This window comes from Pseudomonas sp. FW305-7 (genome assembly GCF_058786735.1).
Genome location: NZ_JBYSZA010000015.1, coordinates 18891 through 44788, shown reverse-complemented (window position 1 = coordinate 44788; position 25898 = coordinate 18891). Strand labels below are relative to the sequence as shown.

Below are 25898 nucleotides of genomic sequence, written 5' to 3'. Positions count from 1 at the left end.
GGCCGTGACACGGTTTCAAGGCAAGCGCAGGGCCACTTCAACGCCGTTTTCAACATTGCGAATGCTCATCGACCCACCATGCAACTTGACCACCTCTTCAACGAAGTTAAGCCCCAATCCCGTGCTTTTGCGCCCACTGTCCGGGCGCGGCAATGAGTAGAAGCGCTCAGTCAAACGCGGCAAGGCGTAATCCGGAATCGGCGCAGTTTCATTGAACAAGCGAAACTCGATCTGCTCGCCGACGCGCTCGGCGCTGAAGCGCAACAACCCCTGCGGCGGGGTGAAATCCAGCGCGTTTTCCAGCAGATTGCCCAACGCCTGACGCAGCAAAAACGGTTCGCCGATCAGCAACACATCCGCCGCAATCGTCTGTTCTATCCACAACTGTTTGCCTTCAATCCGCGCCGCCTGCGCCTGCAACAACTCATCGACCAACACCGCCAGCGGCACCGCCACCCGTTCCTCCAGGCCATGCCGCTGTTCGACCTGCGCCAGATTCAGCAAGCGCTCGATCAACTGCTGCATCCGCGCACTTTCGCTGTCGATGTTGCCGACAAACCGCAGTCGCTGAATCGCAGGCATGTCACCTTGCAGCAACTCCGCCGCGCCGCGAATCGCCGCCAGCGGACTTTTCAGTTCGTGGGTCAGGGTGTGCACGTAGCGCTCGACGTAAGCCTTGCCCTCCAGTTGCGTGCGCATCTGCTCGACCGCCGTAGCCAGTTGCTCCAGCTCACCGCCGCGATAGTGCGGCACTTCAACGCGCCGACCTTCGCTGACAGCCTCGGCATACCTCGTCAAACGGTGCAGCGCGCGGCTCAGCCACCACGACAGCAAGGCGCCGAACAACAGGCCGAGGCCGATCAGGCCCGCACCGTAGAACAGCAAACGCCGTTCGGTGCGATCGACATAGGGCTGCAACGAGCTGTTGGGTTTGGCCACGGTGACCACTCCGATGATCTGGCCGTTATCGCGGATCGGGGCGCCGACGTGCATCACCGACGAGGCCGGGTCATCCGGGTCGCTGCGACTGGAACGCGCACCGTATTCGCCGCGCAGGGTCAGATAGACATCGTTCCAGCGCGAGTAATCCTGACCGACCGCCACGCCGCTGGAATCGAGCACCACGATGCCTTTGGCGTCGGTGACGTAGATGCGATGGTTGACCTGATTTTTCGGCAAGCCCCAGATCGTCGCTTGCGGCTGGCGCTCGCCATAGGCGCGCAGTAACTCGGGCCAGCGGTTCTCGCTGAGGGTGCCGGCCTTGAAGTCGTCACGGAGAATTTCCGCCATCAGGTTGGCGGTATCGACCAGGGTTTCTTCGGTGGACTGGCGCACGCCGGGGCGGATTTCTTCCATCACTGTGTTGAGCACGAAATAGCCGGTCAGGCCGACAAACAGCACATACACCAGAAAAATCCTCAGCCCCAACGACATCAGCTGTGCCCCGGGCTGTAGCTGTAACCGAGGCCGCGATGGGTCTGGATCGGCTCGGCGTCGGCGCGCACCAGTCGCAGTTTGGCCCGCACGCTTTTAATGTGGCTGTCGATGCTGCGCTCGTAACCGGCATCGGCGGCGACACCCAGCGCATCGAGCAATTGCTCGCGGCTGAACACCCGTTCGGGTTGGTCGAGCAGACATTGCAACAGGCGGAATTCGTGGCGGGTCAGGCTCAGGGTCTGGCCGCGATAGGCAATCTGCACGCGCTCGGGATCAATGCGAAACAGCGCCGAGGAGGCCTCGATTGGCGGGCGCGGCGCCATGCGCTTGAGGATCGCCCGGACCCGTGCCGCGACTTCTCGAGGGCTGAACGGCTTGACCACGTAGTCGTCGGCGCCGATCTCCAGCCCCACAACACGGTCGATCTCGGCGTTGCGGGCGCTGAGGAACAGCACCGGCACTTCGCTGAATCGGCGTAGCTGCTTGCAGGTTTCGAAACCACTGATGTCCGGCAGGCCGATGTCGAGAATGATCAGATCGGCCGGCGTCTGGCGCTGGTGCGCCAGCGCTGCCTCACCGAGGCTCACCCAAGTGGTGGTGAACCCCTCGCCCTGCAAGGCAAAAATCAGCGTGTCGGCAATCGCCGCTTCGTCTTCGACAATCAGGATATGAGGCATGGCGTCCGAGCCCGTGGGTTAAGTGCGCGAACGGTGCCCCAAGCGTGCCTTTACGTCAATGAGACCACTTGGCGCTAGCAGTCCGGTTTGTCGGCGGTGAAGCGCCGCGCCGGGTTCACCGCCGCGCCAAATTCACGCAAGGCCTTGGCACCGATCAGCAGCGGATAGTTGAAGTTGCTGCGGTCGGTCAGATTGACCTCCACGGTACGCTTGACGTCGCCCAGGCACAGCTCCAGATCGACCACTGGCCGTTTCGCGACTTCGGTGCTTTCGCCTTCGTCTTCTTCATCCGAACGGCTCTTGATCTTGCTGATTCGCGCGACCTTGTGCTCGTAGACCTTGTTGCTGGCGTCCTTGGTGCCGAGACGGAAACGCACCCAGTCTTCGCCATCACGGGTGAAGGTTTCGATGTCCTTGGCCGACAGCGACGCTGTCAGCGCACCGGTGTCCATCTTGGCCTTGAGCACTTCACCGCCGATTTCCGGCAGCGCGATGTATTCGTAGCGCCCGTACAGGGTCGGCTCGGCGGCCATGACCGGGAGGGCGACGAGGGCAAACAGTGCAAGGAGGGATTTCACGTAAGGGGCTTCCTTGGAAAATGAGGGCGGCAGACGTGGGATTTTAGACAGCCAGCAAGCAATTCGTTCGCCGCTGAGCCCGCATCGCTGGCAAGCCAGCTCCCACAAGGATCTTCAACGAATGTAATTCTTGCGGACACCCGATAAACCTGTGGGAGCTGGCTTGCCAGCGATGAGGCCAGCACATTCAGCGAAATATCTGACCCAAGCATACCCAGCCAAAAGTGAAACATTCGTCACCCCCGATTTGGCCTGTCGCCCGAAGCCACTTATCATGGCGCGCTCATCCGACTTCATAGAGTTGCTTATGCGCCGCCTGCTCACCGGCTGTTTCGTCACCCTGCTGCTGTTGCTCAACACCCTGATCCTGATCGGGCCGTTGCTGGTGTTTGCCCTGCTCAAACTGGTGGCGCCCGGGCGCTGGCGCGATTACGCGTCGTGGGCGGTGATGTGGATCGCCGAGACCTGGGCCGAAATCGACAAGCTGATTTTTCGCCTGTGCATTCCCACTCAATGGGACATTCGCGGCGGCGCAGACCTGCGTGGCGACACGTCCTATCTGGTGGTCAGCAATCATCAGTCGTGGGTCGATATTCCGGCGCTGATCCAGACACTCAACCGGCGCACGCCGTTCTTCAAGTTCTTCCTCAAGAAAGAGCTGATCTGGGTGCCGTTCCTTGGGCTGGCGTGGTGGGCGCTGGATTACCCGTTCATGAAGCGCTACACCAAGGCGTTTCTGGCCAGGCACCCGGAGCTGGCGGGCAAGGATCTGGAAATCACCAGACAAGCCTGCGAGTTGTTCAAGCGGCAGCCGGTGACCGTGGTGAATTATCTGGAAGGCACCCGCTACACCGCTACGAAAAGCGCACAGCAGCAATCACCGTTCAAGCATTTGCTCAAACCCAAGGCCGGCGGCGTGGCGTTTGTCCTGGCGGCGCTGGGTGAACAGCTGGATGCGATTCTCGACGTCACCGTGGTTTATCCACAGGAGAACATTCCGGGGTTCTGGGACTTGATCAGCGGCAACGTGCCGCGGGTGATCATCGACATCCAGACCCGCGAACTCGACCCGGCGCTGTGGCAGGGCGATTACGAGAACGATCCGCTGTTTCGCGAGAAGGTCCAGAGCTGGGTCAACCAGCTCTGGACCGAGAAAGATCTGCGCATCGCCGAACTACGCGGCGAGCGCAACTGAATCAGCTACCGGTGCCGGCGCCCCAGATGCTGCCCAGGCTTTGCAGCAGCGGGCCGCCGACGCCTTGATCACCCAGATACTTGAGCAGCACCGGGGCAAACTGGCCGACCATGCCGCTGTCCATGCCCAATGCGCCGAACGCATTGTTCAGGTCATTGGTGTTCTTGACGTTGCCCAGGGCGTTTTCCAGCCCGGCGGATTTGCCCGACGAACCCAGCAAGCCGCTCAACGCCGCCATGTTGCCGCTACCGCCCGACAGCTTGTCGATGCCCGGCACTTCTTTGGCCAATTGCGAATAATCGGTGCTGCTCAATTGGTTCTTGGCCAGGCCAAGCATGGCGCTGGTGCCGCCGACCGCTTGCTGAGGGGTAACACCCAGACCGGTGACGGCTTGCAGCAAACCGGCGGTTTCCGAGGTCGGCGCGGCGGCGGTGGCCGAGTTGCCACCCTGCATGCTCGCAGCCGCTTTGGTCACATCGTCCAGGCTGAAACCGGCGAACACCGGGCTGGCCGCAAGGGTCATCAGCGAAGCCATTGCAATACCGCGTGAAATCTTCATTCAGACATCCTCTTGCGCTGCAAAAACCACCCTTCGACGGGCGGCGAAACTGCCGATTTGACCGGGTTTCCGCCGGCATGTTCCAAACCTGCGCATCCATTTTCAGCATAGCCACGTATATAAATCGTGAAACCCCGGAATGGCCGCGATGAATGGCACAAGCGCTATCGCTGAACTAGCCTGTGAGCAAACCGAGATCAGTCCTCGTCGCCTGCCTTTTGCCTGGAGAGACGTCATTTCCATCGCCGACACCGATCAGTTGCGACAGCTGTTGGCCCAGTGTTCACTGGGTGATCGTCGCGCCTTCGAAACGCTGTACCGCAGCGTCGGCCCGCGCCTGCACGGTGTGGCCCTGCGCTTTATGGGGCGTGCGGATCTGGCCGAAGAGGTCTTGCAGGAAAGCTTTGTGCGCATCTGGAACAACGCCTCGCGCTACGAAGCGCATCTGTCGGCACCGCTGACGTGGATGATCAACATCACTCGCAATCAGGCGATCGATCAGTTACGCAAACACCGCGACCGGCCGCTGAGCGTTCTTGAGCAGGACGCGTTGGCGGATGAGAGCCCTTCGGCGCATGAGCAATTGAGCAGCGCCCGCGAGGCTCACGCCCTGAACCGCTGCCTGGAAAGCCTCGACAGCATGCAGCGCCAGTCGATCAGCGTGGCGTATTTTCACGGGTTGTCCTGCACCGAACTGGCCGAGCATCTGGCCACGCCGCTGGGCACAGTCAAATCGTGGATCCGCCGGGGCATGGAGCGACTGCGTCGGTGCCTTGAATCATGAACTACCAGACCCCTGCCCTGCGCCGTGCCCTCGCCGCCGACTACGCCATCGGCTTGATGTCCACGGCTGCGCGTCGACGCTTTGAGCAAATGTTGCTGGATGACGCTGCGTTGCGGGCGGAAGTGGCGCAATGGCAAGAAACGTTGGCGAGCCTCACCGAATCCTTGCCGGAACAACCGGTGCCCGACCGCGTGTGGCACGGCATTACCGCGCGCATCGAGCCGCAAGTGCTGCATGTGCCGGAAAAACGTCCGTTCTGGAATTGGCTGAGACTCACGGCTGCCGCCGCCTCAATCGTTGTGCTGGTTTTCCTCGGTTCGCTGTACGACCGGGACGACGCCCGCTACCGCGCCACCCTGCTGAGCGCCAATGCGCAACCGGCGCTGAAGGTCGAGGCGCATGCAGATTATCTGCAGGTCGAGCCGCTGACATTGGCGGCGGTTGATGCCGATCGCAGCCTGGAACTGTGGGCGATTCCGGCGGATGGCAAGCCGATTTCGCTGGGGGTGATTCCAGCGGGGGGTAAAGGCAAGGTTGAGTTGAGTGAGGCGCAGAAAGTCTTGATCGACAAGCCGATTGCACTGGCGGTGAGTCTGGAGCCGAAGGGTGGTTCGCCGACCGGACTACCGACTGGAGCGGTGCTTTATCAGGGTGCTTTGGCAGCTCTCTGATTGCCAAGATTAAAAGATCGTCCAATCGCGATCCGAGCCTTCGGCAGTTCCTGCATAGATCGGTGTAGGAGTTGGCGAAAGAGCTGCAATCTGTTTAAGCCATTTATGGCAGACCACCTGGCACCTTTATTCCAAATCAAACTAGATAACTGTCAGATCTGACAGTTGGCGGCAAGCATTATCAAAGCGACCATTTCTGCTCCCTTTATGTAACGGAGTACAAATGATGAAGCTGAAAATGACCACCGGCGTTTTGCTAAGTCTGGCAATGATGAGCACTGCCTATGCCGCTACTTGCCCGACTCTCTCAGTGACCCACTCTCAGGATGCCGAAGATCTCACTTTCACCTCTGCACGCCTGAAAGACAAAGGCACTCCCAATTCAGTTGTCATTTGCCGATATGAAGGCAAGGACGACCTCGGCGCCTCGGCTGGTTACCGGAACGGCACACCGGTCACAGGCACTGGAAGCAATTGGAAAGGGGATGATTGTGCAACCACTGACGGTGACGCCAGCAAATGCGCATTTAAATAACCCGTTTGATTCAGCAATAAAAAAGGCAACCCGACAGGTTGCCTTTTTTATTGGTAATAACTTACGCCGCACTGAACAACTTATGCGGATCAATCACAAACTTCTTCGGCACGCCTGCATCGAACTCGCCGTAACCTTCCGGCGCCTGATCGAGGCTGATCACCTGCACACCCACCACTTCAGCAATGTTGATGCGATCCCACATGATCGCCTGCATTAGTTGGCGGTTGTACTTCATCACCGGGGTTTGCCCGGTGTGGAAGCTGTGGGATTTGGCCCAGCCCAGGCCGAAGCGGATGCTCAGGCTGCCCATTTTCGCGGCGGCGTCCACAGCACCTGGATCTTCAGTGACGTACAGGCCCGGGATACCGATCTTGCCCGCCACGCGCACCACGCCCATCAGCGAGTTGAGTACGGTGGCCGGGGCTTCGGACTTCACTCCGTCATGGCCGTGGCCACGGGCTTCGAAGCCTACGCAGTCCACCGCGCAATCGACTTCCGGCTCACCCAGCAGGGCGGCGATTTGTTCATGCAGCGGCGTGTCTTTCGACAGGTCGACGATTTCGAAGCCCTGCGCCTTGGCGTGGGCCAGACGGATGGTGTTGACGTCGCCGACGATCACCACGGCGGCACCGAGCAGGCGTGCGGAGGCGGCAGCCGCCAGACCCACCGGGCCGGCACCGGCAATGTAAACAGTACTGCCCGGGCCAACACCGGCAGTGACGGCGCCGTGATAACCGGTCGGAAGAATGTCGGAGAGGCAGGTCAGGTCGCGGATTTTCTCCATGGCCTTGTCGCGGTCCGGCAGTTTCAGCAGGTTGAAGTCGGCGTACGGCACCAGCACGTATTCGGCCTGGCCGCCGGTCCAGTCGCCCATGTCGACGTAACCGTAAGCACCACCGGCACGGGCCGGGTTGACGGTCAGGCAGACGCCGGTGTGTTGCTCTTTGCAGGAACGGCAGCGCCCGCACGCGACGTTGAACGGTACGGAAACCAGGTCGCCGATTTTCAGGTTTTCGACGTCGGAGCCTTTTTCGATCACCTCGCCGGTGATTTCGTGGCCCAGCACCAGACCGGTCTGAGCGGTGGTGCGGCCGCGCACCATGTGTTGGTCGGAGCCGCAGATATTGGTGGAAACCACTTTGAGAATGACCCCGTGCTCGATCTTGCGACCGCGCGGGTCCTGCATTTTCGGATAGTCGATTTTCTGTACTTCGACCTTGCCAGCGCCGAGATACACCACACCACGATTGCCAGACATGCTTTCACCTCGCTGTTGTTTTTATGGAACCGCGTTGCCCAGGCAGGCAGCGCGTTGAGTGCTCGGGTATAGATGCTGATTGTTGTGTTGCCTGTTATGGCCTCATCGCTGGCAAGCCAGCTCCCACAGGATTCGGGTTGGATTCAGATTTTGTATACGACACAAATCCCTGTGGGAGCTGGCTTGCCAGCGAAAGCGATCTAGAGAACGACCGTGCGATTGGCGTTGAGAAACACCCTGCGCTCAATGTGATAACCAACGGCCCGGGCCAACGTCAGGCCCTCGATATCCCGCCCTTTGGCAATCAAATCTTCCGGGTAATGACTGTGATCCACCGCCTCGACGCCTTGGGCGATGATCGGCCCTTCATCGAGGTCGTTATTGATGTAATGCGCCGTCGCCCCCACCAGTTTCACGCCCTTGTTGTAGGCCTGGTGATACGGCTTGGCGCCCTTGAAGCCCGGCAGCAGCGAGTGATGAATGTTGATCGCCTTGCCATCGAGCTTGCGGCACAGCTCCGGCGACAGCACCTGCATGTAGCGGGCGAGGATCACCAGTTCGGCGCCGGACTCTTCAATCACCTGCCAGACCTGACGCTCCTGCGACGGCTTGTCGTTGGGGTCGAGGGGGAAATGGTAGTAGGGAATCTGGTGCCAGTCGGCCAGCGGCTTGAGGTCAGGATGGTTGGAGACCACCGCCGCCACATCCATCGACAACTGGCCGATGCGCTGGCGGTAGAGCAAGTCGTTGAGGCAGTGATCGGCCTTGGAAACCATGATCACCACTTTTGGCCGATAGTTCGGCGCGGTCAGTTCGAAGATCATGCCGAAGGCCTGGCCACGCTCGGCGAGGCCGGCGCGGAAGGATTGCTCGTCGAAGCCGTCGGGTTGACGGAATTCCACGCGAATGAAAAAACGCCCGGAGAGGCGGTCATCGAACGAGTGGTGCTCGGTGACGTAGCAACCCTGCTCGAACAGAAAACGCGTGACCGCGTCCACCGTGCCGAGGACGCTGGGGCAGTCGGCGGTCAGAATCCATGTGTCTGGGGCGCGGCTCATGGTGCGGTGACTCCTGTTCTTGTGCGGGGTGTCAGGTTTTTCCCTCACCCTAGCCCTCTCCCAGAGGGAGAGGGGACTGACCGAGTGGTCCTTTCGAGCTACACCGACCTGAAATATCGGGTCGAACTCAGGCTCGAAAAACACACAAATCTGCTCCCTTTCCCCCTCTCCCCCCTGGGGGAGAGGGCTGGGGTGAGGGGGTGGCTCTTGATCCTTTTTCAGGCCTGAACGCTGAGGCCGTATTCGGCCGAAGCATCCTGCAACCACAACCACCAGTAATCCGAAAAGCTGCGACGAATCAGCAGTTCCCAGGTGTCTTCGGCGGTGTGGCGGATCATCAGCTGCGACTTGGCGAACACCGTGCCGACCGCTTTACCCACCGGAAAGTTGTTCGGGTGCACGTCATAACTGGTGGACTTCATCAGCACCTGACGCACGTTCGGCCCGCTCAGTTCGAGCACTTGCTGGCCGCCGCTGACGTTGACGATCGCGATGTGCAGATCGCCCAGCGCTTCGCGCAGTTTCTGTTCGGCGGCGAATTCTTCACCGCTTGGCACGATCAGCAGCCACTCGTCCGGGCCCATCCATTGCAGGCTGGTTTCGCCTTTGACGATGACGCTCAGAGCACCGGGCAACTCGATGCCAAGGGCTTTGTGCACGCCGGCGGCGAACGCCGCGTCGTGGCCATCACCACGAATCGTCAGATGGCCGAGGAGTTTTTTCTCACGCACGATCACGCCGGCGTTCTTGCGGCCCTTGCCGGCCAGGCTGGCGAGGTCGGCATGGTGCAGCGACGACTCGGCACGGGCACCGGTGGTCGGGCGTTGTTGGTACACGTTGGCTGTGGTCATAAAGCACCTGTTGTTTGATTTGATCGTTCCCACGCTCTGCGTGGGAATGCCGCCATGGACGCTCGGCGTCCGCTCTTGGGACGCGGAGCGTCCCGGGATGCATTCCCACGCGGAGCGTGGGAACGATCAGTGTCAGATGTTCTGGCGATCACCCTTCGGATCGAAGAACACCGAAGACACAATCTCCGCCTCGATCACGCTGCCATCGGCCAGCGGTGCAAACACCCGCTCACCCATGCGCTTCAGACCGCCCTTGACCACGCCCATGGCAAACGAATAGCCGAGGGAGTTGTGCGCGTAACTGGAGGTCACGTGGCCGACCATGGTCATCGGGATCGCCTGCTTGGTGTTGAACACCAGTTGCGCACCTTCCGGCAGCCATTTGGTCGGGTCGATCGGCTTGAGGCCCACCAGTTGTTTGCGCTGATCACGCACGCAGTCTTCCCGGTTCATGCCGCGCTGGCCGATCCACGAGAACGGTTTGGTACGACCCACGCACCAGCCCATGTTCAGGTCGTCCGGGGTCATCGAGCCGTCGGTGTCCTGGCCGACGATGATGAAGCCCTTCTCGGCACGCAGGACGTGCATGGTTTCAGTGCCGTACGGCGTCAGGTTGTACTGCTTGCCGGCCTCGACGATTTTCTCCAGCACGCCCATCGCATAGTCCGCCTGCACGTTGACTTCGTACGACAGTTCACCGGTAAACGAGATGCGGAACACCCGCGCCGGGACGCCACCAACCAGACCTTCTTTCCAGGTCATGAACGGGAACGCTTCGTTGCTCAGATCGATGTCGGTCACGGCGCTGAGCAGCTTGCGGCTGTTCGGCCCGGACAGGGTCATGGTCGCCCAGTGGTCGGTGACAGAAGTGAAGTAGACCTTCATGTCCGGCCATTCGGTCTGGTGGTACAGCTCCAGCCATTGCAGCACGCGGGCCGCGCCGCCGGTGGTGGTGGTCATGACGAAATGGTTGTCCGCCAGGCACGCCGTCACACCGTCGTCGAAGACCATGCCGTCTTCTTTGCACATCAAACCGTAGCGGGCCTTGCCCACATCGAGCTTGGTCCAGGCGTTGGTGTACACGCGGTTGAGGAACTCGCGGGCGTCCGGACCTTGAATGTCGATCTTGCCGAGGGTCGAGGCATCGAGCAGGCCGACGCTGTCGCGCACGGCTTTGCATTCGCGCTTCACGGCGGCGTGCAGGTCTTCGCCGTTTTTCGGGAAGTACCAAGGACGCTTCCACTGACCGACGTCTTCAAACTCGGCACCGTTCTTCACATGCCAGGCATGCAGCGCGGTGTAGCGAACCGGTTCGAAGATGTGCCCACAGTGACGGCCGGCCACGGCGCCGAAGGTTACCGGCGTGTAATTCGGGCGGAACATCGTGGTGCCCATCTGCGGGATGGTCACGTTCAGCGAACGCGCGGCGATGGCCAGACCGTTGACGTTGCCGAGCTTGCCCTGATCGGTACCGAAGCCCAGTGCGGTGTAGCGTTTGACGTGCTCGACCGACTCGAAACCTTCGCGGGTGGCCAGTTCGATGGCGGCGGCGGTGACGTCGTTCTGCAGGTCGACGAATTGCTTCGGTGCCCGTGCCGTACCCTTCTCGTGCGGCACCTGGAACAGCGCCAGCGTCGGTTCTTCGAGACGGCTCAGGGCTTTCGGCAAGGTGCCTTCGACCGCAGCGAAACCGGCTTCGCTGGCAGCGCGCACGCCACCTTCAAAACCGTCCGCCAGCGAATCGCCGAGACCGTAGACGCCATTGATGCCACCGACGCACACGCGTTTCTGCGGGGCTTCGCCCGGTACGAAACCGAGAATGTCTTCGCGCCAGGTCGGCTTGCCACCGAGGTGCGACGCCAGGTGGACGACCGGGCTGTAACCGCCGGAACTGGCAATCACGTCGCAGTCGAGCCATTCGCCTGGGCTGGTCACGGCGTGTGCTTTGACATCAATCGCGGCGACGCGGGCAGCGGTCACGCGTTTGCTGCCACGGGCCTCGATCACGGCACTGCCGGTGAGAATGCGGATGCCTTTGGCGCGGGCTTCTTCCACCAGCGCACCGCGCGGATTGCTGCGGGCGTCGGCGATGGCCACCACTTGCAGACTGGCGTCGAGCCAATCCAGAGCCACGCGATAGGCGTGATCATTGTTGGTCGACAGCACCAGTTTTTTACCCGGTGCCACGCCGTAACGGCGCACGTAAGTCGACACCGCACCGGCGAGCATGTTGCCCGGCACGTCGTTGTTGCCGTAGACCAGCGGACGCTCGCAAGCGCCGGTCGCCAGCACCACACGCTTGGCGCGAACGCGGTGAATGCGCTGACGTACCTGACCGATCGGTGCGCGGTCGCCGAGGTGGTCGGTGAGGCGTTCGTGGATGGTCAGGAAGTTGTGATCGTGGTAGCCGTTGACCGTGGCGCGCGGCAACAGCAGCACGTCCGGGGTGTCCTTCAATTCAGCGATGACACTGGCAACCCAATCCATCGCCGGTTTGCCATCGAGGCTTTCGCGGGAGTCGAGCAGGCTGCCGCCGAACTCTTCCTGCTCATCGGCCAGAATGACGCGAGCACCGCTGCGCGCAGCGGCCAGTGCAGCCGCCAGACCCGCCGGGCCAGCACCGACGATCAGCACGTCGCAATGCTGGTTCATGTAGTCGTAGGTGTCCGGATCGACTTCGGTCGGCGAACGGCCCAGGCCGGCAGCCTTGCGAATGTACTTCTCGTACGTCATCCAGAACGATTGCGGGTACATGAAGGTTTTGTAGTAGAAACCTGGCGGCATCAGCTTGCCGCCGACCTTGCCGAGAATCCCCATCATGTCGTTGTTGACGTTCGGCCAGCCGTTGGTGCTGGTGGCGACCAGGCCTTGGTACAGCGCCTGTTGCGTGGCGCGCACGTTAGGGATCTGAGTGGCTTCGGTAGCGCCGATCTGCAGTACCGCGTTCGGCTCTTCGGCGCCAGCCGCGAAGATGCCGCGTGGACGCGAATATTTGAAGCTGCGGCCGATGATGTCGACGCCGTTGGCGATCAGTGCAGCCGCCAGCGAGTCGCCCTCGAAGCCTTTGTAGGTCTGGCCGTTGAAGGTGAAGCTCAGCACTTTATTGCGGTCGATCCGTCCACCGTTGGACAGGCGATTGGTCTGGCTCATACCTTCTCTCCCAGCGCCGTCGGGGCTGTTTTCGCCGAATCAGCCTTGTCGGTGAATTGCGGCTTGGTGCCGATCTTGTAGGTTTCGAGAATCTCGTAGGTCACGGTGTCGCGGGTGACGTTGAAGTACTGACGGCAACCGGCAACGTGGTCCCACAGCTCGTGGTGCAGACCGCGCGGGTTGTCGCGGAAGAACATGTAGTCGCCCCACTCCTCGTCGGTGCAGCTGGCAGGGTCCAAAGGACGCGGGATGTGCGCCTGACCGGATGCGTGGAATTCCTCTTCGGAGCGCAACTCGCCGCAGTGAGGACAGAAGATATGCAACATGGGGATTTCTCCTGTTAGTGGGCAACCGCAGCAGCGCCGTGTTCATCGATCAACGCACCGTTGTGGAAACGGTCGATGGAGAAAGGTGCAGCCAATGGGTGCATTTCACCCTTGGCCAGACTCGCGGCAAACACGTTGCCCGAGCCAGGTGTGGCCTTGAAGCCGCCGGTGCCCCAACCGCAGTTGAAGAACATGTTCGGTACCGGCGTTTTCGAAATGATCGGGCAGGCGTCCGGCGTGGTGTCGACGATGCCGCCCCACTGACGGTTCATGCGCACCCGCGACAGCACCGGGAACATCTCGACGATGGCCTGAATGGTGTGCTCGATCACTGGGTACGAACCGCGCTGGCCGTAGCCGTTGTAGCCGTCGATACCGGCGCCGATCACCAGGTCGCCCTTGTCGGACTGGCTGATGTAACCGTGCACGGCGTTGGACATGATCACGCTGTCGATAATCGGTTTGATCGGCTCGGACACCAGCGCTTGCAGCGGGTGGGATTCGATCGGCAGACGGAAACCGGCGAGTTTGGCCATGTGCCCGGAGTTACCGGCGGTGACTACGCCGACGCGTTTGGCGCCGATAAAGCCTTTATTGGTTTCAACACCGATGCACACGCCGTTTTCCTTGCGGAAACCGATCACTTCGGTCTGCTGGATCAAGTCCACGCCGAGGGCGTCGGCGGCACGGGCAAAGCCCCAGGCCACGGCATCGTGACGGGCGACGCCGCCGCGACGCTGAACGGTTGCGCCCATGACCGGATAACGGGTGTTTTTCGAGCAGTCGAGGTATGGGATTTCGTCAGCGACTTGCTTGGCGTTGAGCAGTTCGCCGTCGACGCCGTTGAGGCGGTTGGCACTGACCCGACGCTCGGAATCGCGGATGTCCTGCAAGGTGTGGCACAGGTTGTAGACGCCACGCTGGGAGAACATCACGTTGTAGTTCAAGTCCTGCGACAGGCCTTCCCACAATTTCATCGCATGTTCGTAGAGGTGCGCCGACTCGTCCCACAGGTAGTTGGAGCGCACGATGGTGGTGTTGCGCGCGGTGTTACCGCCGCCCAGCCAGCCTTTCTCGACCACGGCGACGTTGGTGATGCCGTGCTCTTTCGCCAGGTAATAAGCCGTCGCCAGACCGTGCCCGCCGCCGCCGACGATGACCACGTCGTAGACCTTTTTCGGGGTTGGCGTGCGCCACATGCGCTGCCAGTTTTCGTGGTGGCTGAGCGAGTGTTTGAAGAGGCCGAAGCCCGAATAGCGTTGCATAGTCGTTACTCCAAAACCGCTCAGCGATAAACCGGGAAGTCTGCGCACAGGGCCGAAACCTGCTGGGCAACATTGGCCTCGACATCGGCATCGCCGAGGTTGTCGAGGATGTCGCAGATCCAGCCAGCCAGCGTCTCGCACTGGGTCACTTTGAAGCCGCGAGTGGTCACCGCCGGGGTGCCGATGCGCAGGCCGGACGTCACGAATGGCGACTGCGGGTCGTTCGGCACGGCGTTCTTGTTGACGGTGATGTGCGCACGGCCGAGGGCGGCGTCGGCATCTTTGCCGGTCAGGCCCTGACGGATCAGGCTGACCAGGAACAGGTGGTTGTCGGTGCCGCCGGACACTACATCGTAGCCACGTTTGATAAACACGCCGGCCATGGCCTGAGCGTTGTCGATCACTTGTTGTTGATAGGCCTTGAAGCTCGGCTCCGCCGCTTCCTTGAAGCACACGGCTTTACCGGCGATGACGTGCATCAGCGGGCCACCCTGGGCGCCGGGGAACACGGCAGCGTTGAGCTTCTTTTCGATCTCTTCGTTGGACTTGGCCAGGATCAAGCCGCCACGAGGACCGCGCAGGGTCTTGTGCGTGGTGGTGGTGACCACGTCGGCGTACGGCAGCGGATTCGGGTAAAGGCCAGCGGCAACCAGACCGGCGACGTGGGCCATGTCGACGAACAGCAGCGCGCCAACCTTGTCAGCGATCTGACGGAAACGCGGGAAGTCCAGGGTCTTGGAGTAAGCGGAGAAACCGGCGACGATCATTTTCGGTTTGGATTCGACGGCGAGACGCTCGACTTCGTCGTAATCGATCAGCCCGGTGTCAGTGTTGATGCCGTACTGCACCGCGTTGTACAGCTTGCCCGAGGACGACACTTTGGCGCCGTGGGTCAGGTGACCACCGTGGGCCAGGCTCATGCCGAGGATGGTGTCGCCCGGCTGGATCAGCGCCAGGTACACGGCGCTGTTGGCCGAGGAACCGGAGTGCGGCTGAACGTTGGCATAATCGGCGCCGAACAGTTGCTTGGCACGTTCGATGGCCAGCGCTTCGACTTTATCCACATGCTCGCAGCCACCGTAGTAGCGCTTGCCCGGATAACCTTCGGCGTATTTGTTGGTCAGGCCGCTGCCTTGCGCTTCCATCACGCGTTTGCTGGTGTAGTTTTCCGACGCGATCAGCTCGATGTGATCTTCCTGACGTTGCTCCTCGGCATTCATCGCCGCCAGCAGTGCATCGTCGTAACCCTGGATCTGGTCTTGCTTGCTGAACATCGCGTCTCTCCCAGCGGCATCTGTGCGCCATTCGTCTCGGTAAGGCACTGGCAATCAAGGCAGTGCCCTTTGATGCCGATGGTATGACCGGCGCAGACAGCTCAAATGCCTACGGACGCCACGCAAAGGTGCGTTTACGACATGGCGGGGAATGGACAGGACATACCCGATCTCCTGAACACTGGAGATCCCTGTGGGAGCGGGCTTGCCAGCGATGGCGGTGGCCCATCTGGCATTGATGGCGGCTGACCTGCCGCTATCGCTGGCAAGCCAGCTCCCACAGGGTTATGCGGCGACTTGGCGGATAAGTAGTAGCAGGAAGAAATGCGCGGGATAGAGGGCATAAGCCCAGCGGCGCATTGGGGGTGGCTGGAGATGTCGCACATGTCGCAACAGGAACATTCCGAGCAGTGGCGCAAACAGACAGGTGGCAATGCCAAAAATGGCAACGCTATTACCGAACCTCGCCGAGTCGTACAGCACCTGCCACTGATTGGCGGCCAGACATATCAATCCCGACAGCAAGCTGAAGTACCACGGACGACGAAACACCCACAGCATCGCCAGCGGTAGCAGAACGCCGAAGAAGCCGAACATCAGTCGCTCAGAAAACACAGCGGCCAGCACCAACGCAGCGACACCCAGCAACCGCGACATGATCGATGGATCCTGCCAGCCGCGCGCCACCAACAAGCCCAACGCTAATGTCGGCATGACGTTCAACGTATCCGGATCGGGAATGTACAAACGGTAAGGAATTTCACTCACCGCGCTGAACAGCAACAGCCAGCCCAGATAACGCCATTCGGTTTTCCGCGCTCCGGCCCGGGCCAGATTCGCCGCCATCGCCAGACAGAACCACGGAAACGCCAACCGCCCCGGCACGTAGAACCAATCGGCGCTGATCCCGACATATCGCAGGTGATCGAGCAACATGCTCAGCAGCGCCAGCCACTTGAGCAGATCCAGGGCGCCGTCACGTTTTCTCAGGTGCATAATCGGCAAGCGTCCATGTAATGTTCTGCCAGCGACATCTCGTGTGCTCCCCGGAAGATCTTCGGTAAAGTGCGCACCATCATTGACCAACGAGGCGCCACAAGCGCCTCGATCACGGAAGCCGGCCATGACCGACAAGAGCCAACAATTCGCCAGCGACAACTATTCCGGTATCTGCCCTGAAGCCTGGGCTGCCATGGAACAGGCCAACCACGGCCACCAACGCGCTTATGGCGATGATGAATGGACCGCACGCGCGTCCGATCATTTCCGCCAACTGTTCGAAACCGACTGCGAAGTGTTCTTCGCCTTCAACGGCACCGCCGCCAACTCGCTGGCGCTATCGTCGCTGTGCCAGAGTTACCACAGCGTGATCTGCTCGGAAACTGCCCACGTCGAAACCGACGAATGCGGCGCCCCGGAATTCTTCTCCAACGGTTCGAAACTGCTGATCGCCGGCACTGAAAACGGCAAGATCACCCCGCAGTCGATCCGCGAAGTCGCCCTCAAGCGCCAGGACATTCACTACCCGAAACCACGCGTGGTGACCCTGACCCAAGCCACCGAGGTCGGCAGTGTCTACACCCCGGAAGAAGTCCGCGCCATCAGCGCCACCTGCAAGGAACTGGGCCTGCACCTGCACATGGACGGCGCGCGGTTCTCCAACGCCTGCGCGTTCCTCGGCTGCTCGCCGGCCGACCTGACCTGGAAGGCTGGCGTCGACGTGCTGTGCTTCGGCGGCACCAAGAACGGCATGGCGGTGGGTGAAGCGATCCTGTTCTTCAACCACAAACTGGCCGAAGACTTCGACTACCGCTGCAAACAGGCCGGGCAACTGGCGTCGAAAATGCGCTTCCTCTCGGCGCCATGGGTCGGCATCCTGGAAAACGACGCCTGGCTGAAATACGCCCGCCACGCCAACCACTGCGCGCAATTGCTGGCCGAGCTGGTCAGCGACATTCCGGGCGTCGAACTGATGTTCCCGGTGCAGGCCAACGGCGTGTTTCTGCAACTGTCGGAACCGGCGATTGCCGCGCTGACCGCGAAGGACTGGCGCTTCTACACCTTCATCGGCAAGGGCGGCGCGCGCTTCATGTGCTCGTGGGACACCGAAGAAGAGCGCGTGCGCGAACTGGCGCGCGACATCCGCGAAGTCATGTCTGCCTGATCTCACTCCACCTAACTGATCGTTCCCACGCTCTGCGTGGGAATGCCTCTCGGGACGCTCCGCGTTCCATTTCCCCCGCCAGCGTTACACCTTGGCATCGTGATGACGCGGAGCGTCAATGGCTGCATTCCCACGCGGAGCGTGGGAACGATCTTGGCTCGGGAATGACTTTTCCCACCGCAATACCAGACTTCCCCTCTATCGCGAATACCCTGTCCGTCCCACCCTGATCGTTGCCACGCTCCGCGTGGTAATGCATCCCGGGACGCTCCGCGTTCCATCTCCAATGCACCGCAAGATTCAAGGAAGAATCCCATGGGCCGCAGCCGCTACACCATTACCGAAACTGACAAACCCCATTTTCTGACCTGCACGGTCATGGAATGGTTACCCCTGTTCATCCGCCCTTACATCGTCGACCACCTGCTCAACTGCTGGCGTTATCAACAGACTCATCATGACTTGAGGCTGTACGGCTTCGTGATTCTGGAAAACCATCTTCACTTTGTCGCCCAAGCACCCGACCTGAGCAAATGCCTCAGCCAGTTCAAATCATTCACCGCGCGACAGATTATTGATGACCTTCAAAGCAAGGGCGCCGAAAGAGCACTGAAGCGCCTTCGTTTCAACAAGCGGGCACACAAGCAAGATCGGGTGTATCAAATGTGGCAGGAAGGCTCTCATGCAGAAATGGTCTACAGCGAAGAAGTCATGCGCCAGAAACTCGATTACATCCATAACAACCCGGTAAAGCGTGGTTATGTAGAGTTGCCGGAGCACTGGCGGTATTCGAGCGCCCGAAATTATGCAGGACTAGAGGGATTGATCGAGATTCAACGCTGGTACTAAAGCAGCTGGCCATCCCCTTTCGGATCGTTCCCACGCTCCGCGTGGTAATGCCTCCCGGGACGCTCCGCGTTCCAGCCCCACCACTGATGCGACGCCGAGCACAGTCATGACGCGGAGCGTCAAAGGCTGCATTCCCACGCGGAGCGTGGGAACGATCAGGGCACCTATTTCAGTCGCGTCAGCTCCTTGGTCTACATTGTTTGTCGAGCCCTCCGTTCTCATAACAATAAGCAGGAGCATCGGCATGTCGTTACAAGGCAAAACCCTGTTCATCACCGGCGCCAGCCGTGGCATTGGCCGTGAGATTGCACTGCGGGCCGCGAAGGACGGGGCCAATATCGTCATTGCGGCGAAGAGCGCCGAACCCCACGCCAAACTGCCCGGCACTATTCACAGCGTCGCGGCGGAAGTCGAAGCTGCGGGCGGCAAGGCCCTCGCGCTGCAGGTGGATGTGCGTGATGAAGACGCCGTGCGACAGGCACTGGCCCAGGCCAACGAGCATTTCGGCGCGATCGATGCGCTGGTGAACAATGCCGGGGCGATCAAGTTGACTGGCGTGCAACACATCGAACTCAAGCGTTTCGACCTGATGCACCAGATCAACACCCGCGCGGTGCTGTTGTGCAGCCAGGCTGCCCTGCCCTATCTGAAGAAATCCGCCGGGCACATTCTCAACTTGTCGCCGCCGTTGAATCTGGCGAGTAAATGGTTCGCCCAGTTCAGCCCTTACACGGTGACCAAATACGGCATGAGCATGCTGACGCTGGGCATGAGCGAGGAATTTGCCAGTTACGGGATCAGCGTCAATTCGCTATGGCCGCAGACCATGATTGCGACGGCAGCGATCGAGTTTCAGCTGGGCAATCGGGAATCGTTCAAGCACGCGCGTACGCCAGCAATCATGGCTGATGCGGGGCATGTGATTTTGAGTAGTCGCGGGCGGCAGATCAGCGGGCGGTTGTTGATTGATGAGGAGATTTTGCGGGAGAGCGGCGTTAGCGAGTTTGAGCATTACCGGTTCGAACCGGGGAGTGATGCGGCGTTGATGCCGGATTTGTTCGTTGACTGAAAAGCCCCTCACCCTAGCCCTCTCCCGGAGGGAGAGGGATGCTCCAGGAATACGCCGACCTGAATCTGCTTTACCGAATCCATAGTCGATAAGGTCGTACAGGTCGATGTCGAAAGCCAGACAACTCGGTCGGCTCCCTCTCCCTCGGGAGAGGGCTGGGGTGAGGGGCAAGTCGAACGCAAAAATTCGCCCCACTCAGAATTCGATGCGCACGTCGCCTTTAGGCACACTGCAGCACGACAAGATAAATCCTTCCGCCTCGTCGTCCTCGGTAATCCCGCCGTTGTGCTCCATCTCCACCTCGCCCCCCAGTTTGAGCACCTTGCACGTCCCGCAAATCCCCATCCCGCAAGCCTTCGGAATCATCAGCCCAAGCTTGGCCGCCGCCGCATGCACCGTTTCACCCGGTGCCACACGAATACTTTTGCCGGACGCGGTGAATTCGACCTGATGCAGATCCGCGGCATCGATTTCCGGTGCGTCGGCGGCCTGTTCGGCTTGCTCCACCGCATCGGCGCGAGCCTCGGGCGGCGTCGCGCCGAAGGACTCCTCGTGATAACGCGCCATGTCGTAACCGGCGTTTTCCAGCAAACGCTTCACCGCCGTCATATACGGCGTCGGGCCGCAGCAGAACACTTCGCGCTCAAGGAAATCGGGAACCATCAGTTCGAGCATCTTGTGATTCAGATAGCCGCGGTACCCGGCCCACGGCTCGCCCAGACCGTGCTTTTCACAGATCAAATGCAGGCTGAAGTTATCGATCCGCGACGCCATGTGTTCCAGCTCGCGGTGGTAAATGATGTCCTTTGGCGAGCGCGCGCTGTGGATAAAGGTCATGTCGACGTTGGCGTTGGTGTCGTAGAACCAGCGCGCCATCGACATGCACGGGGTGATTCCCACGCCGCCGCTGAGGTAGAGGACTTTCGGGCTCGGGAAGTCGATGGCATTGAACAGCCCGACCGGCCCGTGCACCGCCAGCTCCTGCCCTTCATGCAACGTGTCGTGCAACCAGTTGGAAACCTTGCCGCCCGGCACTCGTTTGATCGTCACCGAAAAGCTGTACGGCACCGACGGCGAACTGGAGATCGTGTACGAACGCATGATCGGCTGGCCTTCGATTTCCAGCTCCAGGGTGACGAACTGGCCGGGCTTGAAGAAGAACAGGATCGGCTGGTCAGCCATAAAGCAGAAGGTGCGCACGTCCCAGGTTTCCTGGATGACTTTGACGCAACGGACGATGTGTCGGCCATTGGCCCAGGTCTGGGTGGTGACCGGATTCAGGAAGCTGTTGGACATGCTGTTCTCCACGGCCGACTGTCGGCCTCATGTCGGCGATTCTGCGTATAGCGCGAACCGCCCGTTTACCTATCCGCGACATTGACATACTTATCGCGACCAGCCCCCAACCACCGGGGGTTGCGCGTCGGGAACAGATTGCACCATGTCGCCCATGGATAAGGTTCCGCCCAGCGCCGGCCCCACACTCGCCTCAACACCCAAACAGATTCTTTACACCTTGCGTAGCAACTGTTTACAGCACACCTGATTAGCCACTTTCGCCGGCCACGCAGATGGCCATGAGGATCACATCGATGGACGTCACCGCAAAAATCAGCCTGGGCGATCCGCTGGAACCCGCACGCAAGGCCACCGCACAAATGCTCCAGGAACGCGAGCGCACCTTTTCGCTGCCACAACCGTTTTACAGCGACGAGCGGCTGTTCGATATCGACATGCAGGAGATCTTCCAGAAGGAATGGTTGATCGCCGGCATGACCTGCGAAATCCCGGCCAAGGGCAACTACCTGACCCTGCAGATCGGCAAGAACCCGATCATCGTCATCCGTGGCGCCGAAGGCGTGGTGCATGCGTTCCACAACGTCTGCCGCCACCGTGGCTCGCGTCTGTGCACCAGTGAAAAAGGCAAAGTCGCCAAACTGGTCTGCCATTACCACCAGTGGACCTACGAGCTGGACGGTCGTCTGCTGTTCGCCGGCACCGAAATGGGCGCCGACTTCGACATGAAGCAGTACGGCCTGAAACCGGTGAACGTGAAAACGGCCGGCGGCTACATCTTCATCAGCCTGGCCGAGAATCCGCCGGCCATTGATGACTTCCTGTCGACGCTCAACCACTACATGGAACCGTACGACATGGAGAACACCAAGGTGGCGATCACCACCACCTTGATGGAGAAGGCCAACTGGAAACTGGTGCTGGAAAACAACCGCGAGTGCTACCACTGCAACGCCTCGCACCCGGAACTGCTGAAAACCCTGCTGGAATGGGACGACGTCACCGACCCGCGCGCCGATCAGGCGTTCAAGGATCACGTTGCTGCATCCGCCGCCGCCTGGGAAGCCGAGAAAATTCCTTACGCCCACGCCAGCTTCGGCCTGCGTAACCGCATCGTGCGCATGCCGCTGCTCAAGGGCACCGTGTCGATGACCCTCGACGGCAAACAAGGCTGCGCGAAACTGATGGGCCGGATCAAGAATCCGGACCTCGGTTCGATGCGCATCCTGCACCTGCCGCACTCGTGGAACCACTGCATGGGCGACCACATCATCGTCTTCACCGTGTGGCCGATCAGTGCGCAGGAAACCATGGTCACCACCAAATGGCTGGTGCACAAGGATGCGGTTGAAGGCGTCGATTACGACGTCGAGCGTATGCGCCAGGTGTGGGACGCGACCAACGACCAGGATCGGCGTCTGGCCGAAGAGAACCAGCGCGGGATCAACTCCACGGCCTACCAGCCTGGGCCGTACTCCAAGACCTATGAGTTTGGTGTGGTCAACTTTGTCGACTGGTACAGCGAGCGCCTGTTGAACAACCTCGGTGCCGAGCCTGCGCCATACCTAAAAGGTGTCCCGGTTCAGGGCTGATTCCCTCCTGCCTGATCGTTCCCACGCTCTGCGTGGGAATGCAGCCCGGGACGCTCTGCGTCCCAAAAGGCCGAACGCGGAGCGTCCGTTGAGGCGTTCCCACGCAGAGCGTGGGAACGATCAGTCAGTGAGATGACCACCTCACACTGCCATCCTCACCAATAAACTCCTCAAAAATCTCCTCCCCCACCAACCTGATTTTCGCGTAGCCGTTCAGCACCCGCAGCGGATACGCCGGGTCATTCGCATCCTGCGTCTCCGACCACAACACCCGCGAATGCCCGTCCAGCTCGCTGGCATTGCCGTAGGGAATCGCCCCGTGCCCGGCGCAACGCGCATGCAAACCGCCCTGCGCCGCATAGACGATGCCGTTGTGCAAATGCCCCCAATACCAATAATCCGGCTCGCGCCCCAGCGCATCGCACACCGGTTGATACAGCGCAGTCTTGTTGTGTCCGGAAATATCGAAGCCCTGGTGATGGCTGAGCACCATGATCTTTTTGCGTTTCGGCAGGCCTTTCATCCACTCGATCTGCGGCTCGTTGAGGGTGCCGTCCATGTACAGGTTCATCGCATCCGAGGCGTACGCCGAATCCAGCCCGACCACCAGCCAGTCATCGTTGATCAATGCAAAGTAACTGGTGCCCTGCTGCCCCGGAAAACGCTTGGCCAGTTCCTTGAAATAACCGTGGGCGCCGCTGTACATCTCGTGATTGGAATTGAGCGTGAATGAGCCATGGGTGCCCATCGGCCAACCGGCCATGTCGACGTCTTCCTGGGAGTGACTGCCGGCGTAATACACATCGCCCAAATGAATGGTGAAATCGGCCTGGGCCAGTTGCATCTGGTTGGCGACTGAAACCGCCGGCGCATGACTGTCGAACGGCCCGGTGCCCCAGTCGCCGGCAATCGCCAGGGTCACGTCGCGCTCCATCTGCACCACCGCCGGATCAGTGCCGAAGGTCGCGTGATGACGCAGGTTTTCGATCCACTTGAGCAGCGCCTCGCTCCACAGCAGATCGAGCAGTTCCCACTTGCGACAACCAAGCAGACTGCCGTCCTTCAGCACCCGGGTTTGCAGTTGATCGCTCGACTGCGGCAAGGGCGCGGCGTTGCCAATGCGCAGGATCGACAAGCCGTGGGACAACTCCCACGGCACTGTCGGTTCATCCGTCGGCAGCTCGCCGTTTTTCAGCACGTACTGCGCCTGATCGTGCCCGCGCTGCAGCAGTTTGATGATCGCCTGGAACTCCTGCGGCTCCAGCTCGCTGATGAGCTTCATCCAGGCCATTTCCATGCGCGTGAACAAGCCGTGAATGCGCACTTTGACCTTGTCGTATTCGTGTTTCAGATGACCGACCGCTGACATGGCGTAATCCTCTATCCAAAAGGGTTCACAGGGTTTTCATGAATTCGATCAGCGCACGCTTGTCGGCGTCCGACAGCGTCGTGCCGTACAGGTGACCGCTGTTGTGGTTGCCCTCCAGCCGCGTGTCGTACTTGAAGTCGGCCGAGGCTTTTGCTTGCGCGCCGCTGGTGACGAAGCCGACATTGACCGGGTCGTACACGTCGGAACCGGTGATGAACACCTGCGGACGTTTTTCCGGTGGTTGCAGCAGGTCCCACAGGGTCGGCACCGAACCGTTATGCAGGTAAGGCGCGCGCAGCCAGATGCCGTCGGTAGGCGTGTTGCTGTAGCTCTGGGTCTTGCGGTAGGCGCCGAAGTCGAACGGCGGTTTTTTGAAGGAGTGGAATGCGGCCACCAAGCCTGTGGTAAACGAATCGAGCCGGTGCGGATCGGTGCCGAGTTGGTCGATGTTGGTAGTGACCTGTCCGGTATCGGTGCGACCGAAGTCATGACAACCGGCGCAGTTGTTGTCCCAGATCGGTTTGCCCTGCGCGACCTTGGCCTGATCCAGCGCCCACGGCCACGCCGGCGCCTTGTGCCCGAGCAGCCAGTTGGTCACGCGATTGAAGCTGGGCGGCAGCACCGATTCCGGCGTTGCGCCCACGGCCATCGCGGCGGCGTAGTTGCGTTCATGGATTTTGTTGTTATTGCCGTCCCAGTGCAGGTACATCGATTCCCGCGGTTTCTGGTTCCATACCTGCGGCAGGTCGACGGTGCCGATGGTCGAGTCATCCGGGAAGCCGAACACCACCATTTTCGTCGGGTTGAACGTGTCGGTGCGGCCCGGGCCCTGTTGCGGACGCAGCTTCTGCCAGGCGTACGCCTGTTTCTGCTTGAGCAGCGCGCTTTTCGCCATCGGCATGATCAGATAACGGTTGTAGAGCTTTTCGAAAAAGCCCAACTGGAACCTGGCGTTGATCGCCGCCATCACCGCGTCGGTGGTGAATTTCGGATCGCTGGCGCAATCGTACGCGAACCACTGGAAGGCTTGCAGTTGCAGGGTGTTGGCCGGCGCACTCGGCACGTTTACGGCGACGTCGCTGGCATTCGCCCGGTAGGAACCGGTGTGGCACAACGCGCAGTTCGGCTCGACGGTCGGGTAGCCAATCTGCCGCTTGGCCATGCCTATTGGCAGGTCCTTGCCGTTCTCGAAGAGAAAGCCGAAGACTTCCCAGCCGCCGGGTTTGGGCATCTTTTCCGGGCACATTTGCGGGAGCACGGCGAACAGGTAATACGGGATGCGCGCTTCGATGCCGAGGCCAATGGCGGCGTATTTGTAGTGGTCTTCGTCGGAGGCATATTCCTGTTCAGGGACGACGCGGAGCATCTGATACCAGGTTTCATAACCAATGAAGCCCAGCACCGCGACCACGATCAGCGTGCCAACCTTGAAGGCGTGACTCTGCCATTGCCGCCGCCACGCCGCGCGCCATTCGCGCCAGCCATCGCCGAGCAGCGCCCATGGCCGGTTCTCAGGCGTGGTGCCGAGGTAGAGGAGAATCCCGAGGATCAGGAAAAAGCTCAGATCGCCCATCAGCATCGGCACGAACACCGAACCCTGAATGCTGGTGTTGATCAGGTAGATCCAGAACACCACCGCGATCAACCGCGTCAGTACGCACAGCCAGGAATGCACCACATAGCGCGGCGCGTTGAAGCCCGACGGCATGTAAAACACACTGATGCCGACCAGCAGCATCCCGGCGTTTTCCAGCCACGGGTCGGAGAGTTGCGGCGGCAACCCGACCACGGATGTCAGCAATCCCGGCGCGAATAGCGCGGGGATCGCGAACACCATGTTCATCGCGATGCCTAGCCAGATGAAGCGTTGAAACCAGCGGATGTAGCTGTCCATATCGTCCATTTCCTTGTAAAGACCCAAGAGATGTAGCGCCTGAC

23 protein-coding genes are annotated in these 25898 nt (G+C 60.6%); 8 read left to right on the top strand and 15 right to left on the bottom strand.

The features are described 5' to 3' along the window. Positions 1–15: 15 nt before the first annotated feature. From creC to rloA2, 3 genes are all read right to left on the bottom strand, one after another. Positions 16–1434 (bottom strand): two-component system sensor histidine kinase CreC, encoded by a 1419-nt coding sequence (gene creC / locus AC3WMT_RS18270; RefSeq protein ID WP_103304459.1) that lies wholly within the window; start codon positions 1432–1434, stop codon positions 16–18. Beyond that, entirely contained in the window at positions 1434–2114 is a 681-nt protein-coding gene (gene creB / locus AC3WMT_RS18265; protein WP_103304460.1) for a two-component system response regulator CreB, read from the bottom strand. Before creB ends, creC begins: the two co-directional genes overlap by 1 nt. A 74-nt stretch (positions 2115–2188) precedes the next feature. After that, positions 2189–2692 (bottom strand): retropepsin-like aspartic peptidase RloA2, encoded by a 504-nt coding sequence (gene rloA2, locus AC3WMT_RS18260; protein ID WP_053124525.1) that lies wholly within the window; start codon positions 2690–2692, stop codon positions 2189–2191. A 307-nt stretch (positions 2693–2999) separates the two neighbouring features. Between rloA2 and yihG the strand changes: the two genes are divergently transcribed. Further along, the gene (yihG, locus tag AC3WMT_RS18255; RefSeq protein WP_103304461.1) at positions 3000–3887 is read left to right on the top strand and encodes a 1-acylglycerol-3-phosphate O-acyltransferase, YihG family; all 888 of its coding nucleotides are present in this window, start codon (positions 3000–3002) and stop codon (positions 3885–3887) included. 1 nt (position 3888) lies between these two features. Here yihG and AC3WMT_RS18250 read toward each other — a convergent pair whose 3' ends face one another. Beyond that, positions 3889–4446 carry a DUF2780 domain-containing protein gene (locus AC3WMT_RS18250; RefSeq protein WP_103304462.1) on the bottom strand — a complete coding sequence of 186 codons (558 nt, stop codon included), beginning with the start codon at positions 4444–4446 and terminating at the stop codon, positions 3889–3891. Positions 4447–4594: 148 nt separating this feature from the next. On the opposite strand from AC3WMT_RS18250, the gene AC3WMT_RS18245 reads away from it, so the two are divergent. From AC3WMT_RS18245 to AC3WMT_RS18235, 3 genes are all read left to right on the top strand, one after another. Continuing rightward, complete coding sequence (locus AC3WMT_RS18245; protein WP_103304463.1) at positions 4595–5230, top strand: sigma-70 family RNA polymerase sigma factor; 636 nt, start codon at positions 4595–4597, stop codon at positions 5228–5230. Next, positions 5227–5901: an anti-sigma factor gene (locus AC3WMT_RS18240; protein WP_103304464.1), complete on the top strand. Its 675-nt coding sequence runs from the start codon at positions 5227–5229 to the stop codon at positions 5899–5901. The genes AC3WMT_RS18245 and AC3WMT_RS18240 overlap by 4 nt, the downstream gene beginning before the upstream one ends. Positions 5902–6124: 223 nt before the next feature. After that, positions 6125–6436, top strand: coding sequence for a hypothetical protein (locus AC3WMT_RS18235; RefSeq protein WP_103304465.1), 312 nt, complete (start codon positions 6125–6127; stop codon positions 6434–6436). Positions 6437–6497: 61 nt separating this feature from the next. On the opposite strand, the gene fdhA is transcribed toward AC3WMT_RS18235, so the two are convergent. From fdhA to AC3WMT_RS18195, 8 genes are all read right to left on the bottom strand, one after another. Next, on the bottom strand, positions 6498–7697 hold the full coding sequence (fdhA, locus tag AC3WMT_RS18230) for a formaldehyde dehydrogenase, glutathione-independent (RefSeq protein ID WP_042561444.1): 1200 nt from the start codon (positions 7695–7697) through the stop codon (positions 6498–6500). Positions 7698–7897: 200 nt separating this feature from the next. Further along, positions 7898–8755 (bottom strand): formyltetrahydrofolate deformylase, encoded by an 858-nt coding sequence (gene purU, locus AC3WMT_RS18225; protein ID WP_008086918.1) that lies wholly within the window; start codon positions 8753–8755, stop codon positions 7898–7900. A gap of 218 nt (positions 8756–8973) precedes the next feature. Next, positions 8974–9606, bottom strand: coding sequence for a sarcosine oxidase subunit gamma (locus AC3WMT_RS18220; RefSeq protein ID WP_103304466.1), 633 nt, complete (start codon positions 9604–9606; stop codon positions 8974–8976). A 132-nt stretch (positions 9607–9738) separates the two neighbouring features. After that, the gene (locus tag AC3WMT_RS18215; protein WP_103304467.1) at positions 9739–12756 is read right to left on the bottom strand and encodes a sarcosine oxidase subunit alpha; all 3018 of its coding nucleotides are present in this window, start codon (positions 12754–12756) and stop codon (positions 9739–9741) included. Further along, positions 12753–13082 (bottom strand): sarcosine oxidase subunit delta, encoded by a 330-nt coding sequence (locus AC3WMT_RS18210; protein WP_103304468.1) that lies wholly within the window; start codon positions 13080–13082, stop codon positions 12753–12755. The genes AC3WMT_RS18215 and AC3WMT_RS18210 overlap by 4 nt, the downstream gene beginning before the upstream one ends. Before the next feature lie 14 nt (positions 13083–13096). Further along, positions 13097–14347, bottom strand: coding sequence for a sarcosine oxidase subunit beta (locus AC3WMT_RS18205; protein ID WP_003206307.1), 1251 nt, complete (start codon positions 14345–14347; stop codon positions 13097–13099). A 20-nt stretch (positions 14348–14367) separates the two neighbouring features. Next, the gene (gene glyA / locus AC3WMT_RS18200; RefSeq protein WP_103304469.1) at positions 14368–15621 is read right to left on the bottom strand and encodes a serine hydroxymethyltransferase; all 1254 of its coding nucleotides are present in this window, start codon (positions 15619–15621) and stop codon (positions 14368–14370) included. Positions 15622–15906: 285 nt separating this feature from the next. Then, positions 15907–16617, bottom strand: coding sequence for a TraX family protein (locus AC3WMT_RS18195; protein WP_103304470.1), 711 nt, complete (start codon positions 16615–16617; stop codon positions 15907–15909). A gap of 127 nt (positions 16618–16744) precedes the next feature. Here AC3WMT_RS18195 and AC3WMT_RS18190 point away from each other — a divergent pair, with 127 nt between their 5' ends. The 3 genes from AC3WMT_RS18190 (at position 16745) to AC3WMT_RS18180 (ending at position 19703) form a co-directional block, all read left to right on the top strand. After that, complete coding sequence (locus AC3WMT_RS18190) at positions 16745–17785, top strand: threonine aldolase family protein (protein ID WP_103304471.1); 1041 nt, start codon at positions 16745–16747, stop codon at positions 17783–17785. Between the two features lie 315 nt (positions 17786–18100). Then, on the top strand, positions 18101–18634 hold the full coding sequence (locus AC3WMT_RS18185) for an REP-associated tyrosine transposase (RefSeq protein ID WP_103304472.1): 534 nt from the start codon (positions 18101–18103) through the stop codon (positions 18632–18634). Positions 18635–18878: 244 nt separating this feature from the next. Then, positions 18879–19703, top strand: a complete 825-nt coding sequence (locus tag AC3WMT_RS18180) for an SDR family oxidoreductase (protein WP_103304473.1) — start codon at positions 18879–18881, stop codon at positions 19701–19703. 195 nt (positions 19704–19898) lie between these two features. Here AC3WMT_RS18180 and gbcB read toward each other — a convergent pair whose 3' ends face one another. Next, complete coding sequence (gbcB, locus tag AC3WMT_RS18175; RefSeq protein ID WP_103304474.1) at positions 19899–20999, bottom strand: glycine betaine monooxygenase reductase subunit; 1101 nt, start codon at positions 20997–20999, stop codon at positions 19899–19901. 296 nt (positions 21000–21295) lie between these two features. On the opposite strand from gbcB, the gene gbca reads away from it, so the two are divergent. Beyond that, positions 21296–22591: a glycine betaine monooxygenase oxygenase subunit gene (gene gbca, locus AC3WMT_RS18170; protein ID WP_103304476.1), complete on the top strand. Its 1296-nt coding sequence runs from the start codon at positions 21296–21298 to the stop codon at positions 22589–22591. A gap of 124 nt (positions 22592–22715) precedes the next feature. Here the strand turns inward: gbca and AC3WMT_RS18165 are convergent, their stop codons facing one another. After that, entirely contained in the window at positions 22716–23960 is a 1245-nt protein-coding gene (locus tag AC3WMT_RS18165) for a metallophosphoesterase family protein (protein WP_103304477.1), read from the bottom strand. Positions 23961–23985: 25 nt separating this feature from the next. After that, positions 23986–25854, bottom strand: coding sequence for a c-type cytochrome (locus AC3WMT_RS18160; RefSeq protein ID WP_103304478.1), 1869 nt, complete (start codon positions 25852–25854; stop codon positions 23986–23988). Positions 25855–25898 lie beyond the last annotated feature (44 nt).